The sequence below is a fragment of the Massilioclostridium coli genome (assembly GCF_900095865.1).
In the GTDB taxonomy this organism is placed as follows: Bacteria; Bacillota; Clostridia; order Oscillospirales; family Ruminococcaceae; genus Massilioclostridium; species Massilioclostridium facile.
Window position 1 is genome coordinate 1618662 of the sequence record NZ_FMIZ01000007.1, and the last position, 19444, is coordinate 1638105.

Consider the following 19444-nt stretch of genomic DNA (forward strand, 5'->3'; position numbering starts at 1 on the left):
GACCCGAATCAAAAAGAACCTATTGAATGGAGAATTCTTACTGTAAAGGACGGAAACGCATTATTGCTATCCGATAAAAGTTTAGACTGCCAGCCTTTTATTGATTCATCAGATGATTATGGAACTTGGTATCATTCTACTTTAAGAAAATGGTTAAATGAAGATTTTATGAAAACCGCTTTTTCAAAACAAGAACAACAAAAAATTATAACTAGCACTATATCTACCCCTCCAAATCCAACATATGGTACTTTAGGAGGACAAGATACAAAAGATAAACTGTTTTTACTTAGCATTGATGAAGTAGAAACTTATTTTCCAGAAAAACAAAACAGGTTTTCACTTCCAACTCAACAACTTGAAGATACCATATTATCAGAATTTTTACCACGAAATGGATGGTATCTACGTTCTCCTGGTATGACAGCTGGACTAATATCCTGTGTATCTACAGTAGGTGAAATAAATATGGTAGGTAAATATGCAGAAAACCGAATGGAAATACGTCCTGCTATGTGGATTGCGGTAAAAGAATTCGTATAATGTTAGGAGAGGCAGTATCTAAATAGGTACTGCCTTTTCAATAACAAAAAATTTAATTGATGATAATATAAATTATATAGAATGATAAAATTAAATTATTATAAAGAAAACTATTGAAAATCACTTTTATTTTTTCTATAATAAATTGATTTTTATATTTTGAAAAAAGAAGGTGACTTGATGGAAAAGGATTTGACAAAGGGAAACCCGTTTCCAGTACTGTTAAAATTTTCAATTCCTGTTATTGGAGGAAATGTATTTCAGCTATTTTATACTTTAGCGGATACCATGATTGTAGGTCAAACAATGGGTGCTGATGCTTTAGCTGCAGTTGGGGCGACCAGTACTGTAGTATGTTTGATTCTATATTTTATCCAAGGTCTTACCAGTGGCTTTGGTATTAAATTAGGACAGTTCTTCGGAGCCAAAAATAAAATGCAAATGAAACGCAGTGTTGCTACTTCTATTTTGCTATCCATTCTGTTTACCATTTTTATTACTATTATCAGCTGTTCCCTAGCCCACCCAATAATGGGATGGATCCATACACCAAATGATATTTATCAAATGGCTTATGACTATATGTTTGTTATCATGCTTGGAACAGGAGCGACGGTATATTACAATTTAATTTCCAATATTTTAAGAGCATTGGGAGATAGTAAAACGCCACTGTATTTTCTAATTTTATCCTCTATTCTGAATATTATATTAGACTATATATTTATCGTCCCATTCGGATGGGGAGTAGCTGGCGCTGCTTATGCTACTGTATTGTCCCAACTTGTTTCGGCTATTTTATGTACCCTGTTTGCTTTGAAAAAGTTTGATATCATGCATTTACAAAGGCAAGATTGGAAAATTACAAAAGAAGATATCTTTTCCCATTTAAGAATTGGATTTCCTATGGGCTTCCAGATGTCAGTTATGTGTATTGGACTATTAGCGATGCAATCTGCTGTAAATAGCATTGGAACCAACGCAATTGCAGGATATACCGCAGCTACAAAAATTGACCAAATTTCCGTATTGATCAATAACGCATTTGGTATTGCTATTTCAAACTATGTGGCACAAAACTATGGAGCTGGGCTGGTTGCAAGGATAAAAAAAGGCGTCCTGGATTGTTTTATTATGACAACCATAGCCAATATTCTCATTGCTGGATTAATGTTATTGTTGCAGCCATGGGTAGTTCCCTTATTTGTAGAAAACCCAAATCCAGAAATTTTTATGTACGCAAAAGATTATTTATTTGTTGTAGTCCCCTTTTATATTCTGTTGGGGATTTTAATTACTTACCGTTCCGCAGTACAAAGTATTGGCATTACATGGGGGCCATTTATCGCTTGCATGATTGAACTGGTAATGCGTGTTTCATGTGCCTTGGGATTAGTATATCTTTGGGGATATAAAGGAGTTTGTTTTGCTACCCCAATGGCATGGTTAGGCGCAGTTGTATTCCTATTACCTGTATATTTCAAGAATATGCGTTCTCTTTACACAACTGTAAATTTAAAATAAAAAAGAGAACTACGATAGCGCTCTTTACAAGATTAATTCTATCAGGTATACCAATATCATATAACATTCTATACAACTATTGAAAAACAATATTTGCTATGATAGACTATATAATAAACGAAGAATTAAAGGAATTTACAATGGAACATAAGCGATTTTTTGGACATTTAACAGCATTATTTACAATTATCATATGGGGAACTACCTTTATTTCTACAAAAATCTTATTAGTAGATTTTACACCAATCGAAATATTATTTTTTCGGTTTGTATTGGGACTAATCGCGTTGGTAATTGCCTATCCACGACGTTTAAAATTAACTAATGGAAAACAAGAGTTACTTTTTATAGGAGCTGGGGTAACCGGTGTAACCTTGTATTATTTGCTGGAAAACATTGCTTTAACTTATACAATGGCTTCTAATGTAGGTGTTATTGTTTCTATTTCACCGTTTTTTACGGCAATTTTATCTCATTTTTTCTTGAAAGGTGAAAAATTAAAAATAAACTTTTTGATCGGTTTTATCGTAGCTATTACTGGAATCTGCTTGATTAGCTTTCCGGATTATTCTGATGTGCACCTAAATCCGATTGGGGAGATATTAGCGATTTTAGCTTCCTTTATTTGGTCTATATATTCCATTCTCACTCGAAAAATTAGCATGTATGAATACAATACGATACAAACAACCAGAAGGACGTTCTTTTATGGGACTGTATTTATGATACCAGCGTTATTTTTCTCGGATTTTAAATTTGACCTTATCCGTTTTTCCAATCCCACCTATCTGGGCAATATTTTATTTTTGGGTTTAGGGGCTTGTGCGCTTTGTTTTGTCAGCTGGAATTTAGCAGTAAAACAGCTTGGTGCTATTCAAACAAGCGTTTATATTTATATGGTTCCAGTGGTTACTATTGTTACATCTTTTCTTATTCTGCACGAAAACATAACTTGGATCACTATCTTAGGCACATGCTTAACATTAACCGGCCTTGTTATCTCAGAAAGCCAACATTTTTTAGCAAACCGAAAAAAACACTAGTTACGAAAAAACTCCCTGAGTAAATTCAGGGAGTTTTTCTCTTTTTCACTTGATAAGGCAGTTTGCTTATTCCAATGAGAATAAAAATATTATTTTAAAGGAACTAAATTTTATCTATTTCGATTACATAATATGGTAGGATTTCTGTTAGAAAATCAATTACTGCTCCAGTAACCAAAATTACTTTTTGGTAATATCCGCAAAACTAGCGCCAATTAATCTTGAAAGGTCGGTTGGAGAAGTTTCTACTTGATATCCAATCTTTCCTCCACTATAAATCATCGTGTCTAAACTTTGTGCAGTAGAGTCGATTACAGTGCGATACTGTTTTTTCATTCCAATAGGGGAACATCCTCCTCTAATATAGCCAGTTATCTTATTGATTTCTGCTACATGGATCATTTCCACTGACTTTTCTTCCACAGACCTTGCCGCAGTTTTTAAATCTAGCTCTGCTACTACTGGAATTACAAATACAAAATAATCTTTACTATGTCCTCTTGTCACCAAGGTTTTAAACACTTGTTCCAAAGGTTGTCCAAGTTGTTCAGCAACTGAAACCCCATCTACTGCCTCGTTCCCTTTATGGGAATATGTATAGTGTCGATACGGAATATTTGCCTGGTCTAAAATACGCATTACATTGGTTTTATCATTCTTTTTTGCCATTATTTTTGATAACCTTCTTTCCAAAACAGATAAATAGAATTGCGCTAACACCCATTAAAACAGGGTAATATAAATTTGGTAAAATATCCGTTGGATGTAGGGATGCTAACGAAGCAGCTGTCAACAACTGCGCTCCGTACGGAAGGATTCCCTGTATCACTGAGGTAAAAATATCTAAAATAGAAGCTACCCTTTTCGGAGGTATTTCATATTCCTCTCCAATTTCCTTTACAATTCCACCGGCCATTACAATCGCTACGGTGTTATTCGCCGTACAGACATCGACAGCAGCGGAAATTCCGGCAATCCCCAATTCTGCCCCTTTTCTTCCTCTAAAGCATTTTCGGATGGCATAAATTAAGAACTGAATCCCTCCATTTTGCCTCACTAAAGCTACCACTGCAGCAACCACCATGGAAAGGATAGAAATTTCATACATGGATTCTATACCAGAACCCAGAGCCTCAAACATTCCTAAAAAATCAAACTTTCCTGTTGCCAGTCCAACAATGATAGATACCCCGATACCGGAAAACAATACAATAAATACATTAAAGCCAATTAACGCCCCAATTAAAACTACCAAATATGGTAAAATCTGAAATATATTGTAACTCATGTCCCCTGTAACAACATAGGTACTATGAAAAGTACGTGATACTAAGATGATAATAGTAACAATTGCCGCTGGCAGGACGATTAAAAAATTCTGTTTAAATTTATCCTTCATTTCACAACCTTGTGTCCGTACTGCAGCAATGGTAGTATCTGAAATCATAGAAAGGTTATCTCCAAACATGGCCCCACATACTACGGCTCCTACCGTTAAAGCCAATGGAAGATTGGTTTTTTCTGAAATACCAACCGCGATTGGTGTTAAGGCAGTAATTGTTCCTACCGAAGTCCCCATAGAAAGAGAGATAAAGCATCCCACTATAAAAATACCCACTACAGCCAAATTAGGAGGGATAATAGAAAGGCTAAAATTTACGGTGCTATCTGCCCCACCAGCAGCTTTTACAATACCAGAAAAAGCTCCAGCTAATATAAAGATAAACACCATGGTAATAATTGTTTCATCTCCGGCGCCTTTGCAGGCTGTTTCAATCTTTTTTGCCAATGGAAGCGACCTGTTTTGAAATAGTGCTACTACCAATGCCACTAAAAAACCAACCACAGCAGGCATAATATAAAAATCTCCTGTAATGATTCCTGTACCTACAAAAATAATCAAAAAGATGCCAATTGGCAACAATCCTAAAACATGTCCTTTTTCCATAAAAATAATTCTCCTATTTTAAATTGGATTGATATACGAATAAATGGAACTCTACTGTAACCGTCAATTCCTTTAAGGAAGCTAAACGTTGGTAATCTTCTATAGATGTTTTATAGTAATAAGGGGTCATTTTAAACAGGGAATCTATCAATTCTGGTTCTTCCAGATGTATTTGATAGCATAAATGCTGTTGCTCAATCAAATGGAATCCTTGCAGTATTGTGTCTTTTACTTCATTTTTATATGGTTGTTGGTATACTGCCTGTTTTAGTTCCCATAAATGTTCTTTTCCAGGAACAGCCAATATCATATATCCATCTGGCCGCAAAACACGCAATAGTTCTTCCCCACAATAAGGGGCAAACAAATTAAATACACCGTTACAGCTATGATCATCTACTGGAAGATGAAACGCACTGGCTACTGCATAATTAATCGCTTTATTCTGTTTAGCAGCCTTGTCCAACGCAAATTTAGAAATATCAATCCCTGATAAAGAAACCTGAGTTTGATTATGATTAAGATGGCGCTGTATTTGATTGGTATAATATCCTTCCCCGCATCCAACATCCAACAAAATATCACCATTTTGGAAGTATTGTTCTGCTATTTTACAAATTAGTTCTGCCAGTGGCTGATAATACCCTTTGGATAAAAAATTACGACGTGCAGCAACCATTAATTTATTGTCCCCTGGCAATTTTGAATGCTTACTATTGGGTAGTAATAAATTGACATATCCGCTTTTAGAACGGTCAAATACATGCCCCTTGGGACAATAATATTTGGCGGGGTCCTGTTGTAATGGCCTTCCACAGCATGGACATAAAAATATACTCATAATAATAGTCCTTTTTTAAAATCTTAATTTCGAGTACTGTTGTTTCAATTTAATCTTCTGATCATGATAAACAGCTATTTTAATCAAATTTATTATAACATATTTTGAAATGAATTCCAATGAAATCATGTATTACCAAAATTATGATAATTTTTTGTCAATCATGCAAAAAATCAAATCTTTTTATTGTTAAAATTGCCATACTAACCCATAAAATAACATTAAAATTTATGGATTTCATTGTTTATTATGAACACTTTCTTATAATCTGCATATTTCAATTGTTTCTTAAAAATATCATGCTATAATATTTTTTGATCTTGAATATCTTTGTTGTGTTAAACTATGCTACGTTAAAATGGTATTAAAAATTTATTGTAAGCAAAACAAAATAACGCTATTGTTTTAGAGGATATAGGGGGAAGTTCTTTTGCTTAATTTTATTCAAAATTTCAATTTGGTAATTATGATAATATTTACAGTATGCTATGCATACCAATTTTTTTATGCTTTTTATGCTTTATTCAAAAAGCCAAAACAATATGATGCTACAAAACAACACAGTTATGCTGTGATTATTTCGGCTAGAAATGAAAGCGCTGTAATTGCCCAGTTAATCAGAAGTATTCGGCAGCAAAAATATCCGGCAAAACTCATTGATATTTATGTAGTAGCCGATAACTGTACCGATAATACGGCCCAAATTGCCCGTGAAGCTGGCGCGATTGTTTATGAACGTTTTAATACACAACAAGTAGGAAAAGGATATGCCTTAGATTATATTTTTAAAATTATCCATAATTCTTCCAAAGCAGATGCATATGAAGGATATTTTGTTTTTGATGCAGACAATCTGTTAGATGAAAATTATATCGCAGAAATGAACAAAGTATTTGATAATGGTTACCGCATTGTAACCAGTTACCGGAACTCTAAAAACTATGATACTAACTGGCTATCCTCTGGTTATTCCCTATGGTTCTTAAGGGAATCAAAATACCTAAATAATGCACGTATGATGTTGAATACAAGTTGTGCAATTTCTGGCACAGGATTCCTTGTTCATCGTGATATTATCATTAAAAATAACGGCTGGAAGCACCATCTTTTAACAGAAGATATTGAGTTCTCAGCAGATAATATTATTCAAGGAGAAAAAATTGGTTACTGTGGCACTGCTGTATTATATGATGAACAGCCAACTACATTTAAACAATCATGGAATCAAAGACTGCGTTGGGCAAAAGGATTTTATCAAGTATTTGCAAGATATGGCGGTGGATTGTTAAAAGGCATTTTCAAAAATCACAGTTTTGCTTGCTTTGATATGTTTATGACGATTTCTCCAGCAATGTTTGTTTCTTTATCCAGTATTGTAATGAATGCCGTCTTCTTAATTTGTGGGTTATTATCCCCAGAATCATCTCAAGCAATTATTACAACAACCTTAACTTCATTAGGAGGAACACTTTTAAACTTTTATTGTATTTTCTTCTTCTTTGGTGGTTTAACTTTAATTACAGAATGGAAAAAGATTTATGCAAAACCTGTTAAAATAGTTCTATCCCTATTTACATTTCCTTTATTTATGTTTACTTATATTCCAATCGCATTGGTTGCCCTATTTAAAAAAATCGAATGGAAACCAATCGAACATACTGTTACGAAATCCATCGAAGATGTACAATAACCATAAGCCATCAGGAAAACTGATGGCTTATTTTTTTATCATATTCATCTAACACGCAACGCAAACAAAATGATTTGCGTTGTTTTACTTATATACAAAAATAATTCTTACAAAGAACACTTCTGTTTTTTGTTTAAAACTACAATATCATTTCGATAAGAAATCTGATAGAATAAATTTTAGTAAATTTTTCCTATTATAGGAAGATACAGATTTATTTTACCATTTCAATGAAAAATAACGGGCAATTTTTGCTTGGAACTGGGAAGGAGCAGAAAGAGAAAATGAAAAAAAGAGTTAAATTTATGAGTCTATTGTTAGCCGGATGCTTATGCCTCCAATGTACAGGCATGGTTTCGTTCGCAAAATCAGAAACATCGGGAAACCAATTATGGTCTGCTTTTCAAACGCCACCAGACAGCAGTAAAACCCGTCCGCTATGGTTTTGGAATACCGAACTGGATGAAATGACGCCAGAAAAAGTGCGAGAACTTGTTCGAGAATCCTATCAACAAAGCGGATATAATGGCTTTGGAATTTTACCAAACTGGATTAGCCAATATCTTTCGGATAACTATTTTGAGTTGTACGAAGCTGCATTGGATGAGGGAAGCAAATATGGTATGCACTTCTCACTATATGATGAAAATGGTTTTCCCAGCTATAACGCTGGAGGATTATTGGAAGAAAATTATCCTGAGCTGACTACAAAACGTTTGGATAAATTTGAACAGGATGCTTCCAACGGTGAAAAAGTTTATTTATCCCTTCCAGAAGGAAAACTAATGGGTGCAGTTGCGATGAATATGGATACAATGGAACGGATTGATATCAGCGACCAAGCTACAATTGTTGATCCTCCTCCATTCAGCCCAGATACCCAGCCTCTGGGGGTTTCCGCTTCTTCTACCTATAGTGTAACCAGTGGTTACGAAGCTAGCAAAGCGGTAGATGGTGAACTCTCTACTAGATGGAACGCAGAATCCTTATCCGGTGGTGGTGAGTATCTGCAAATCAATTTTGGAGAAGAAAAAACCTTCGATTCTGTCAAAGTATATGAAGATAAACTGGAAGAACTACATAGAACCAAAGACTATTCCATCCAATACTGGGATATAGCTGAAAATAGGTGGAAAACTGTTGCCACTGGAACTAAAATTACCGATCAGGGTGCAACCCACAGCTTTGAGCCTGTTACTGCCCAATTAGTTCGCCTTTATATCAGAAATATTACACAGGATAGTGCTTCTATTAGCGAGTTCCAAATTTTTAATGGAAATCAACAGTTAGAAGTTCCTCCTACCCCACTTGTTCCAGAGAAAGCTGGATATTCCGCTTCTTCTGTTTATGAAATCGAAGCAGGTTATGAGGCTGATAAAGCATTCGATGGAGATATGACAACCCGTTGGAATGCAGCTGCCCGGGGTACAGCGCCCCAATGGTTAGAGATTTCTTTTGGGGAAGTCCGGAATGTAAACAAAGCAGTTTTATATGAAGATTTGGACCGTATTACCTCATTCCATTTACAATACTGGAATGGTGATTCCTGGGTGGATTGTGCTACAGGTTCTACAATTGGTTCAGCTGGGCTTACCTTAAATTTTGACTCTGTCCAAACTACAAAAATGCGTTTATTAATGGACGGATTAAATGGAATGAGCCCAACTATCTGGGAAATGGAACTTTATGATGGCAATACAAAAATTCAGATTAATGAAGATCAACAGCAGCCAGAAAGTTCTCATTTGGAATATACTGTCCCAGATGGAAGCTGGAAAGTAATGGCCTTTATGTGCGTAAAAGACGGCAACAATGGCATGGATTATTTAGACGCCGATTCTGTACGTGCCTTTATCGATATTACCTATGAAGAATACTATAGCCGGTTCCAAAAATATTTTGAAAATGGTACCATTACATCCGCTTTTTATGACGAACCAACTTTCTGGCCTTGGCCGGGTACTACTCCTTATGGTGCGGAAGGAGCGCGTTTATGGACACCAGAATATAACAAAGCTTATGAAGAAACCTTTAATGGTGAAAGCCCTGTGTTAAATTATCCTGCTTTGTGGTATGATATTGGTGAAGACACCGACGAAGCAAGAAATAAGTTGCAATATGTACGTACCGAGCTGTTCGCAGAAAATTATATTGGACAGATTGCGGACTGGTGTGACGACCATGGAATCGACCTGATGGGACATATGTTATTGGAAGAATGGGTCAATCCAGTCGGACTTCATGGTGATTTGATGAAAGTGTTTAAAGACCAGCAAATTCCTGGTGTGGACGTTATTGGCAGCTATGGCTACACCCAAGAAGCTTATAAAATTATATCTTCTTCTGCCAACAATTGGGATAAAGGAGTGGTAATGTCCGAATCATTTGGAGCCATGGGAGAAAATATGGATAAAAATATCTTATATAAATCTTCTATGGACCAGTACGCAAAAGGAGTTAATATGATTATTCCACATGCTATCTGGTATGATAACATCAACCATGTTGATGCTCCACCTGAACTTTCCTACCGTAATGAACGATATCGTGAAGAATTGCCAATCTATAATAACTATATGGGAAGGTTAAATACCATGTTGCAAGATGGTAGGCATGTTGCGGACATTGCCATGCTTTATCCAATCGATTATTTAGAATCCAGCTTTATCTTCAATGGTGACGCAAATAACCCTTCTGACGCAGACTATATGCGTGTTGGGGAAACTTTATCCTTAACTGCTCGTCGAGATTTTACTTATTTGCATCCAGATATTATTGATGAAAGATGTTCTGTAGATGGAGACACCTTCCATTTAGAAAATGAAACCAACTATGAAGACTATAAAGTTTTTGTAATTCCAGGTACCAAGGTAATCAGCCTTTCCAATCTGGAAAAAATTAAAGATTTCTACGATAATGGCGGAAAAGTAATTGCTACCACCCAACTCCCTTATCGTGGAATCGAAGACAGCGAAAATGAACAAGTAATTTCTATTATTAAAGAAATATTCCAGGTTGATCCTGTTACAGGGCAATCCTTGGCATCTTCTACGGGGGAATACACCAAAAATACCAATGCGGCAGGTGGTACAGCATATTTCATTCAAACTGGATTTGAAACAAAACTGCAAACTGTTTTAGATGATGCTCTCCCAACCTATGATGTGGAAATTGACCAGGTTCCAGCTATTTCTGGCGGTAATTTAAGCTACATTCATAAAGTAAAGGATAATCAGGACATCTACTTTATCGCAAATTCCAGTGATACTGCTATGAATATAACCGTTTCACTGCATGGAGAAATGGAACAGCCAATGCTGTGGGACCCCATGACAGGAACAAAACAAGCAGCAACCTTTACAGTGGAAAATGGTATTACAAAAGTTCAATTGAGCTTAACTGGAATACAATCTATGTTTATTGTAGATGAAACCCAACCGGTGGTAGAAGAAACAGATAAATCGATATTACAGACAGTCATTCAGTATGCGGAAAACGCAAAAACAACGGATGAATATACCAATGCAATCCCATCTGTCAAAGATAGTTTTGACAAGGCTTTGACCGATGCGAAAGCAATCAATGATAATGATTCCGCAACCCAGGAACAAATAGACACAGCATGGAGAACATTATTGAATGAAATCCATAAACTAGGATTTCAAGTAGGTGATAAAACAAAACTGCAAGCACTGTATGATGAAATGAGCAAAGTAGACCTAGACGATTACAAAGATGCTGTATCCAAAGAGAATTTTGTAAAGGCATTAGAACAGGCAGCAACAGTGTTGGCAGACCCAAATACAATGCAAAAAGAAATTGACAAAGCATACGACGAACTGGAAACAGCATATAGCCTGTTAGAAAAGGCAGCAGATAAAAGACAACTAAAAGCATTAATCGAAGCGACAAAAGAATATCAACAAGAAGAATATACAGAAAATACCTGGGGAATCTATGCAGAAGCGAAAGCAAAAGCAGAAGAAGTCTATAACAATGTAGACGCAACGCAAGAAGAAATCAATGAAGCAGCAGATAACCTGCTAGCAGGAATGCTACAATTGAGATTCAAAGCGGACAAGAGCTTATTAGAGGAAGTAGTGGAAGAAGCAAAAGGAATCGATTTAAGCCAATATACAGTAGAAAGCGCAGCAACCTTCCAAGTACTGTTAGCAGAAGCCCAGGAAATGTTAAACAACAATGACCTAAGTAAAGAAGATGAAGGGGCAATTAATGCAAAAGCAATGGAACTGAAGGCGGCACAAAGCAAACTGGAACCAATAAGGACAGCAGGAAGTGAAGCGACCCAAACCGTACAAGAAAGCGCAACACCAAAAGCAGATGCAGCGAAAACAGGGGATGTTGTTTCAATCACAGGATTAGGACTATTGATATCAGGAATCAGTTTACTCATTTTACGCAAGAAAAAATAGCTATAAAATGATTTTATGAAACCATATTTCCAATATTTCTATTGAAATGTTTCCATCATCTAATGCACATTTTAAGCAAAAATAAGGTATACAAAAACGCACCTGTTTTATCAGGTGCGTTTTTTACTGTTTTTATAAAATCTTCTGATCGCCATACAAGTAGGAAGAAATCGACTTCTAATCATTTTATTAAAAATATAGTCAAAATTAGTGTCCATTAGATGTAGAAAAAATTTTTTATCCATTGAAATAGGTTATTGCCATGGTAAAAGAAATTTTCTATTGTAAAAAGGAGCCAATTAGAACTACGATTCCGCTTTATTTTTACGGATGATTGTGCCAGTCTGTAATACTCCCTGATAGGGGATTTTAAATTTCATCATTGCATGGCAGGCGGAATCTACCAATTGGTTTTCTTCATCAAAAATCTGACTGATTACCATCTCAAAAGGTTTTTTGCCCGGCTCCAATACCTCTACGGTATCCCCAGCCAAAAATTTATTTCTTTGGGTGCAATACGCAAATTCACCATCTGTACGGTCCACAATTGCCACAACATCAAAATTTCTCAAATAGCCACCATTTTCATAATACTGTCCATCTTCAGGACGGCCAAGCAAAAATCCTGTGTTATATCTGCGATGGCTCACTTTGCAAACCTCATCCAACAGCCAAGGTTCCAACTGGAAATGTTCTGGATCCCGCTGATATTGATCCAAGGCAATCCGATAAGCATTGGTAATAACTGAAACATAATAAGAGGATTTTGCCCTTCCTTCAATTTTTAAACTGGTAACACCAGCTTGTGCCAACTGGTCAATATATTCAATCAAACAAAGATCTTTGGCATTTAAAATATAGCTCCCTTTTTCATCCTCAAAAATCGGAAAATACTGGCCTGGGCGTTTTTCTTCTACTAAATGGTATCCCCAACGGCAAGGCTGGGCGCATTCTCCCCGGTTAGCGTCCCTGTCAACTAGATAATGAGACAACAAACAACGGCCAGAAAAAGACATGCACATGGCGCCATGTACAAAAACCTCAATTTCCAAATCAGAAGGTGTTTTTTCTCGAATGGTACGGATATCGTCAATACTTAATTCACGGGCTAAAACAACGCGTTTTGCTCCCATACGATACAGCTCATTGGCAGTACGGTAATTAACAATCCCTGTCTGCGTAGACATATGAACTTCAACTTCTGGCGCATACTCTCTTGCCGCCGCAAAAACCCCCATATCCGCAATAATAAAAGCATCTACACCAGCATCCCGTGCATTTTGTAAAAACTCTGGTAATTGATCTGCTTCCTCATTGGTTGGAACCGTATTACAAGTTAAATAGACACGCACGCCATGTTCATGGGCATAATCTACTGCTTTTTTTAACATGGGAAAATCAAACTTTGCGGATACCGCACGCATTCCAAATTGGGAACCCCCAAGATATACTTCATCCGCACCAAAACGAATTGCTGCAACCAAACGTTCAAAATCCCCTGCTGGAGATAATAATTTTGGAAATGATTGATTTTGATTGTTCAAAAACGAAATCCCCCTTATATTAAACCGGCTCTTTTCAGGTTTTGATTGTGTTCTTCTAATGTTTTTGCATAAAAACATTCTTTTGTTTCAATATTAGCACAGAAATAATAATAATCTGTAGTTGCAGGATGTAAGACAGCCTGGATGGCATCAATTCCCGGGTTACAAATTGCCCCTGGGGGTAAACCAGGTGTAACGTAGGTATCATACGCCTCCGCAATAGCATCCGATGTTCCTTCTGATTTTAAATTCCCTGAAATTTCCTTCGCATAACTTTTAGTAGGATCACATTCCAATTTCGGGTATTGGTCAGAATTATGGATACGGTTCATTAAAACAGATGCTATTTTTGGCATGTCCTCTACACTTCCAGCCTCAGCCTGGACAATAGAAGCCAATGTAATCACTTCATCCAAACTAAATTCGGAGGATTTAATCTGTTCATAAAGGTTTGCTTCTTGCATATGTTCATCAAATGCCTGTAAAAACTTACGCGCAACAGATTCTGCATCCTCATTTTTAAAGAAATTATAGGTATTTGGAAAAGCATATCCTTCCATCACATGATATTTAGAATCATTCTTTTCCTCTGTGAGCATATCCTGATAGGCAAAGTCAAACGAATTCTCCTCTAAAGCCCGCAAGAACTGGTCTCCATCACAAACGCCGTTCGTTTCTAATAAACGCACAATTTCATCCAAGGTAGAACCTTCTGGAAAAGTAATTTTTATCACATTCGGATTTTCTGATGGCACCATATTCAATTCTTCAATAATCGCGTCATAGTCCCATTTTGCGCTAAAACTATGGACTCCCGCCTGAAATCCAGAACCTTCTCCACGCATTTTTACTACAAAGCGGAATAACCATGGTTGATCAATGATACCTTCCTCTTTTAGTAATTTGGAAATTTGCGCAGTAGTAGCACCGGAAGGAATTTCAATATCTGCTGATATCGCCGGTTTACTCAAGGCAAATACATCGTTAAAACCTGTTAAAATAGTGAATGCAAGCCCAATAGAAATGATAATAATTATTCCAGCTACTAAAAATCCTGTCCACTTTTTCCCTTTTTTCTTCTTTTTTACCGATTTACGGCTTGGCTGTTCTATTGAGTTTTTTTCTTCCTCTTCTGCTAAAAACTCTTTATCAGAAGTACTGCTAAAAATCACTGTATCATCTTGTATATCTGAAGCAGACACTGTCGAAATTTCCTGTTCTTTTACTGGTTCTTCCGTTATTTTTTGTTGATCCTTTTCCTGTTCTGACATGGATTCCCTCCTATTTATTACTACTTTTTTCTAGGTGCTTCTTAAATTTTTCTGTTACCAGCCATTGTACTGCCCTATCATATTTTCCATGAGGCAAAGATGGGTGTAAACAGCTGGAATAACAAATTCCAACTGTAGTTCCATCATACTGGTTTAAAAACCGGTCATAATATCCTTTTCCATACCCTAAACGGAAGCCGGATAAATCAAAAGACAAACCAGGAACAATACAAAACGAATTTGGAAATTGATTTAAAATAAAACAATTTTGTTTTGGCTCTAATACAGAAAATGTTCTAGGTTCTAAATCCTCCATGGATTGTATTTCACAAAAATCCATCAATCGGGTTCCATCAATACAACGAGGCACAACCACTTGTTTGCCTGTACTCCAAGCATGTGCCATCAACTGATGAGTATCCACCTCTATTTCAGTGGAAACAAACGTAATCAACATATCCGCCTGTTGGTATTGCTTTAATGAAATGACCTTTTCAAAAATATCATTATCCTTTTTTTGTTTCATCTGTGGGTCCATGGTCCGCCGGATTTGTTTATATTTTTGGCGGAGCTCCTGTTTTATTGGGCGAATATCCTGTTTTACCATTGTACCTGTTGAGCCAGAATTTCGGCTTTCTCCTTACCCAAAAGCTGTTCTACTAAAGCAAAACTAAATTGTTGAGCGGCTCCAGCCCCACGGGAAGTAATAATCGTACCGTCCACACAGACTGGTTGATTTTGGTAGTTCGCTCCGATTAAATCCGGTTCAAATCCTGGAAAACAGGTTGCTTTTTTTCCTTGCAACAAACCCTTATGTCCCAAAATACTTGGAGCTGCACAGATTGCACCAATTATGTGATGGTTTGCTGTACAAACATCAATTGCCTGTTGGACAATCTGGTTTTTCTCTAAATTTAAAGTACCTGGCATACCACCTGGCAGTACAATCATTTCAATCTGGTCAAAATTCACTTGATCTGGAGTAATATCCGTATGTACCATAATCCCGTGAGATCCGGTCACAATCTGCCCCGTCACCCCAACAGAGCATACTTCAACTCCAGCACGGCGGAGATAATCCAATGGAGTTAACGCTTCCACTTCCTCAAAACCTTCTGCTAAAAATAAGTATACCATGATAAACTCCTCCTTAATCTAACATTGTATTCATATAAAACTTTGTCCAATCAATATCACAAGGCTGTAAAATGCGTGCCAAACCATAAAGCCTTGTATTTCCTGGAAAAGACACTTCTGCCTTTTTTACATCCGCAAACTCACAAATGGCAGACAGGTCATTTTCTAAGCTTTCCTCCTGGGAGGAAATTTCCTGTACCCACAACTTCCTTTTTTCTTTATAATACACAGCATAAGAGCTGGTTGTTTCAGTTTCAATTTTGGTAACAAATCCGCCCGCAATCTTTACCTGTTGATAGATTAAAGCAATCATCTCCGGGCTATGTTCCAAATAACTGGAATGGTTACGTTCATATTCTAATTTCATCTGAACAAATTCTTGTTCTGATAAAGGGGATAAAATAGAAGCTGTGCTTTTTGCTGGGTATTCTTTTTGTCCAATCAGGATTGGTGTTGTAAAATCCTGTTTTTCATAGAAATCTACCAAGCTTTTTGTCTGGGGAATTAACAGTGAAGCGACTTTTCCTTCTCTTGCCGCAAAATCACAGGCATACTCAATCAAACTGTGCATATACCTACGCCCCTGATATTCTGGCAAAGTGGAAGCAGCATAAATATAAAAAGCTGGATATCGGTTACCATTGGAAACTAAAGTAATATCAATCATATCCAACATCGAAGAAACGGTTCCATCCGATTCCCGCATAATTAAAGTTTTGGCAACTTCCCCGCGATGTTCGTAATAAGATTGGATATAGCTATCTGGGTCGCTAAAACATGCCATCCAAATTGCCTGTAACGCTGGAATATCTTGTTTGGTTGCAAATTCAATCATTCTGTTCTCACCTAACTGCAACTGCATTGCATTTTTCTTCTAATAATGCTGGATAATAAGAGAGCTTTGCTTTGCGCAATCCTTCCGCACCAGTATCATCTTCACGGTTGATATATTGATAATCTTGACAAGTATTTTTTACAAATTGTTGGTTGATGATTGGATAAGCTCCCTGAATCTCAGACATCGCTTTTTCAATGTGGACCACAAAGGTATCAGAATTTAAAGGTTCCCCCATACAATAGGCAACCACTTCTCCGTCCACACGGATTAATCCACCTTTTAATCCTAGTGCATCAAAGTGCCGAAATGCCTGCGCAACAGCACATTGCTCGCTTAATTTTTCATCATCCATCAAGCAGTCATTCACAGCACACCAACGTTTGTTCATCTGTCGGCATTCTTCTTTATTTTCCGGTGTAATTGGTTCATATGACCATCTACCCTCATTATTTTCCAAAAAACGGTTAATATGATTCCGCTTAGAATGAAGTTTTTTTCCAGAAAGAGTAGTTAATTTCTCGGTGAAATAAATATAATCAAAATAATCCCTAGTTTCGGTAAACTCAAATTTTCCTGGGAATTCCTGTTCTAGCTGTTCCTGTGCCTGTTTGTTGACACTGTGAAGATAAAACGGCTGCCCCAACTGGACTGAATATTCTTCCATTGCTTGGATTACCGGCCGTAACTCCCCTTTACCTGGCGGAAATAAAAAGCTGATTTTTCCGTCTACCATTGACCCAACAATTAATCTATCCCCGACGCGGGCGATTCTGGTTTTATAAATAAATTTCCATAAAAACATGGTGGAAAAACTATACTCACATCCGCGGAAATCCGAATAAGAAAGTAATTCATCCACCCAAGGTTTGTCCGTTAACTCAATCTCTTTTAATTCCAACATAATACCCTTACTTTCCAATGATTCTTTTGATTTGCTCCGAAATAGTTTCAATTGTATAGGGTTGTTGGCTATCGCTACAAGGAATCACCGTCCAACCCAATTTTTCTGCTGCGTACAAAGCCGCTTTCCGGCAGTTTAATAAATAATTCAGATTGCTTTCATGAATATCTTTTTTCGAGTTATCCCCTTGATAACGGGCGCTCAATAATTTCTGGGATACATCCGGATGCATATCCAAATATAGGATTTGGTCCGGACGTGGAAGCCCCAATTTATCATATTCATAATCCTGCAACCAATCCAAAAAAGAGTCCCAATCTTTTTCCTGCAATTTTACCATTTGATGGATTGCATTGGAACTGACATAGCGGTCACACAAAATTAATGTTCCCCTTTGATAATCTTTTCCCCAGTCAGTCAAATAGCTGATATAACGGTCCGACGCATAAAATCCAGCAGCACCATAGGCATTGATATCCTCTGGATTGTTAGAAATTTCTCCATTCAGGTACATTTTTACTAATTCGGATGACCTACTGTTATAATCAGGAAATGTAACCTGCCGAACTGGAATTCCTTTGGATTGAAAATACTCTGCTAACAATGCTGTTTGGGTAGCTTTTCCACTACCATCCAAGCCATCGATTACTATTAAGTGTCGTTCTGGCATTACTTATCTTGCTCCTCTTTTTGTGCTTGTTTCAATTTTTCTGGAGTAACATCATTTCCCTGTTCGTCCACCACTTTAATTCCCATCAACTGTTGTTTAAAACTTGCACGGAACATTTTTAAATATTCCTGGCGCAGTTCATTCCGCTCCACCAGTTCCGCAGGGGTTAAGTCTCGCTCTTTCGCAGTCCTTGCCAATTCATTAATTCGGTTTAAAATCTCTTGATGCCGTTCCATATTATTCTTCCCCGCTTTCCTGCTTTAATTGTTCAAAATAGGCCTTTACTTCTGCCATTTTTCCACAGGACATTTTTCCTTCTGGACATTTTCCAGTTAAGCAGGATGGTCCTGCATTCCGGAACAATGCTGGGGCAACCTGATAAACCAACCGCAGCATTTCATTGGCAACCGCACGGATTTCCCATTGAGCACGATTGCAGCAACGATGATGGAAAAAATTCATCAAACTACGAGCATTCATGGTTAAAATCATTTTGGTATCACAGGCGTTGGGTAGAACAAAACGGGCGTCTTCAATCGCTTTTTTTTCTGCTTTGGAACGAGCCTGTTTTTCTGTGCAGCCTTGTTCTAAAAATTCCTGGTAATGCTTTTGCGCTAAAAGATCAGCCAAGGCATGATAGTTCTCCATATCCTGTTCCATTGCTTTTATAAAAATCTCTTTTGCCTTTGGATCAGCCTCAATTTCAGGAGGTGTTACATATTCAAATTGATTTTCTTTTACATAGCGTTGGCTTTGCACACTGTAAGATGCTAAACGGTGACGAGTAACCTGCGCCAAAAATGCACGAGATACCCCTTCGATTCCAAAGGTAAAGCTGACATGTTCAATAGGGCTCTCATGCCCCATGCTAGATAGCATGTCCACAAAATCCCTGGCTTTTTCTTCGGTTAACCCGTCATAAACCTGATCAATCCCAATGGGACTATAACAGAGTTTTGCAGCACAAGCTACCGTTTTTTCTGGGTTTGGTGTATAAGAAATCAACTGGACCTTCATGTAAAACGAACCCCCTATATTGTACTATCTCCATTGATTGTGGC

Annotated in this window: 17 protein-coding genes; 5 read left to right on the forward strand and 12 right to left on the reverse strand. The window is 37.0% G+C overall.

Annotation, left to right across the window (positions count from 1 at the left end; genetic code table 11):
- Window positions 1-33: 33 nt before the first annotated feature.
- The 3 genes from BQ2683_RS12335 to BQ2683_RS12345 all read left to right on the forward strand — a co-directional run bounded on the left by BQ2683_RS12335 (window position 34) and on the right by BQ2683_RS12345 (window position 3110).
- A complete protein-coding gene (locus BQ2683_RS12335; protein ID WP_268873786.1) occupies window positions 34-543 on the forward strand; it encodes a DUF6273 domain-containing protein in 510 nt (169 codons plus the stop codon).
- A gap of 180 nt (window positions 544-723) precedes the next feature.
- The gene (locus BQ2683_RS12340; protein WP_069989309.1) at window positions 724-2067 is read left to right on the forward strand and encodes an MATE family efflux transporter; all 1344 of its coding nucleotides are present in this window, start codon (window positions 724-726) and stop codon (window positions 2065-2067) included.
- Between the two features lie 140 nt (window positions 2068-2207).
- Window positions 2208-3110, forward strand: a complete 903-nt coding sequence (locus BQ2683_RS12345; protein ID WP_069989316.1) for a DMT family transporter — start codon at window positions 2208-2210, stop codon at window positions 3108-3110.
- A gap of 180 nt (window positions 3111-3290) precedes the next feature.
- Here BQ2683_RS12345 and ybaK read toward each other — a convergent pair whose 3' ends face one another.
- The 3 genes from ybaK to BQ2683_RS12360 are packed head-to-tail and all read right to left on the reverse strand — an operon-like array spanning window position 3291 to window position 5899.
- Window positions 3291-3779: a Cys-tRNA(Pro) deacylase gene (gene ybaK, locus BQ2683_RS12350; RefSeq protein ID WP_069989320.1), complete on the reverse strand. Its 489-nt coding sequence runs from the start codon at window positions 3777-3779 to the stop codon at window positions 3291-3293.
- Window positions 3763-5058, reverse strand: a complete 1296-nt coding sequence (locus BQ2683_RS12355) for a Na+/H+ antiporter NhaC family protein (protein WP_069989322.1) — start codon at window positions 5056-5058, stop codon at window positions 3763-3765. The genes ybaK and BQ2683_RS12355 overlap by 17 nt, the downstream gene beginning before the upstream one ends.
- 13 nt (window positions 5059-5071) lie before the next feature.
- Window positions 5072-5899 (reverse strand): putative RNA methyltransferase, encoded by an 828-nt coding sequence (locus BQ2683_RS12360; protein ID WP_083256490.1) that lies wholly within the window; start codon window positions 5897-5899, stop codon window positions 5072-5074.
- 430 nt (window positions 5900-6329) lie between these two features.
- On the opposite strand from BQ2683_RS12360, the gene BQ2683_RS12365 reads away from it, so the two are divergent.
- Complete coding sequence (locus BQ2683_RS12365) at window positions 6330-7589, forward strand: glycosyltransferase family 2 protein (protein ID WP_235843923.1); 1260 nt, start codon at window positions 6330-6332, stop codon at window positions 7587-7589.
- Window positions 7590-7894: 305 nt separating this feature from the next.
- Window positions 7895-12022: a discoidin domain-containing protein gene (locus BQ2683_RS12370; protein ID WP_159427383.1), complete on the forward strand. Its 4128-nt coding sequence runs from the start codon at window positions 7895-7897 to the stop codon at window positions 12020-12022.
- A gap of 305 nt (window positions 12023-12327) precedes the next feature.
- On the opposite strand, the gene BQ2683_RS12375 is transcribed toward BQ2683_RS12370, so the two are convergent.
- The 9 genes from BQ2683_RS12375 to thyX are packed head-to-tail and all read right to left on the reverse strand — an operon-like array spanning window position 12328 to window position 19400.
- Window positions 12328-13566 carry a peptidase U32 family protein gene (locus BQ2683_RS12375; protein ID WP_069989328.1) on the reverse strand — a complete coding sequence of 413 codons (1239 nt, stop codon included), beginning with the start codon at window positions 13564-13566 and terminating at the stop codon, window positions 12328-12330.
- A gap of 14 nt (window positions 13567-13580) precedes the next feature.
- Window positions 13581-14837, reverse strand: coding sequence for an endolytic transglycosylase MltG (gene mltG / locus BQ2683_RS12380; RefSeq protein WP_069989330.1), 1257 nt, complete (start codon window positions 14835-14837; stop codon window positions 13581-13583).
- Between the two features lie 10 nt (window positions 14838-14847).
- The gene (locus BQ2683_RS12385) at window positions 14848-15444 is read right to left on the reverse strand and encodes a 5-formyltetrahydrofolate cyclo-ligase (RefSeq protein WP_069989332.1); all 597 of its coding nucleotides are present in this window, start codon (window positions 15442-15444) and stop codon (window positions 14848-14850) included.
- On the reverse strand, window positions 15438-15974 hold the full coding sequence (locus BQ2683_RS12390) for a DJ-1 family glyoxalase III (protein ID WP_069989334.1): 537 nt from the start codon (window positions 15972-15974) through the stop codon (window positions 15438-15440). The genes BQ2683_RS12385 and BQ2683_RS12390 overlap by 7 nt, the downstream gene beginning before the upstream one ends.
- A 13-nt stretch (window positions 15975-15987) precedes the next feature.
- A complete protein-coding gene (locus tag BQ2683_RS12395; protein ID WP_159427384.1) occupies window positions 15988-16809 on the reverse strand; it encodes a GNAT family N-acetyltransferase in 822 nt (273 codons plus the stop codon).
- Between the two features lie 7 nt (window positions 16810-16816).
- Window positions 16817-17713, reverse strand: a complete 897-nt coding sequence (locus BQ2683_RS12400) for a DUF2156 domain-containing protein (protein WP_069989339.1) — start codon at window positions 17711-17713, stop codon at window positions 16817-16819.
- A gap of 7 nt (window positions 17714-17720) precedes the next feature.
- Window positions 17721-18383, reverse strand: coding sequence for a dTMP kinase (locus tag BQ2683_RS12405; protein ID WP_069989341.1), 663 nt, complete (start codon window positions 18381-18383; stop codon window positions 17721-17723).
- The gene (locus BQ2683_RS12410; RefSeq protein WP_069989343.1) at window positions 18383-18619 is read right to left on the reverse strand and encodes a DUF896 domain-containing protein; all 237 of its coding nucleotides are present in this window, start codon (window positions 18617-18619) and stop codon (window positions 18383-18385) included. The genes BQ2683_RS12405 and BQ2683_RS12410 overlap by 1 nt, the downstream gene beginning before the upstream one ends.
- 1 nt (window position 18620) lies before the next feature.
- Window positions 18621-19400: an FAD-dependent thymidylate synthase gene (gene thyX, locus BQ2683_RS12415; protein WP_069989345.1), complete on the reverse strand. Its 780-nt coding sequence runs from the start codon at window positions 19398-19400 to the stop codon at window positions 18621-18623.
- Window positions 19401-19444 lie beyond the last annotated feature (44 nt).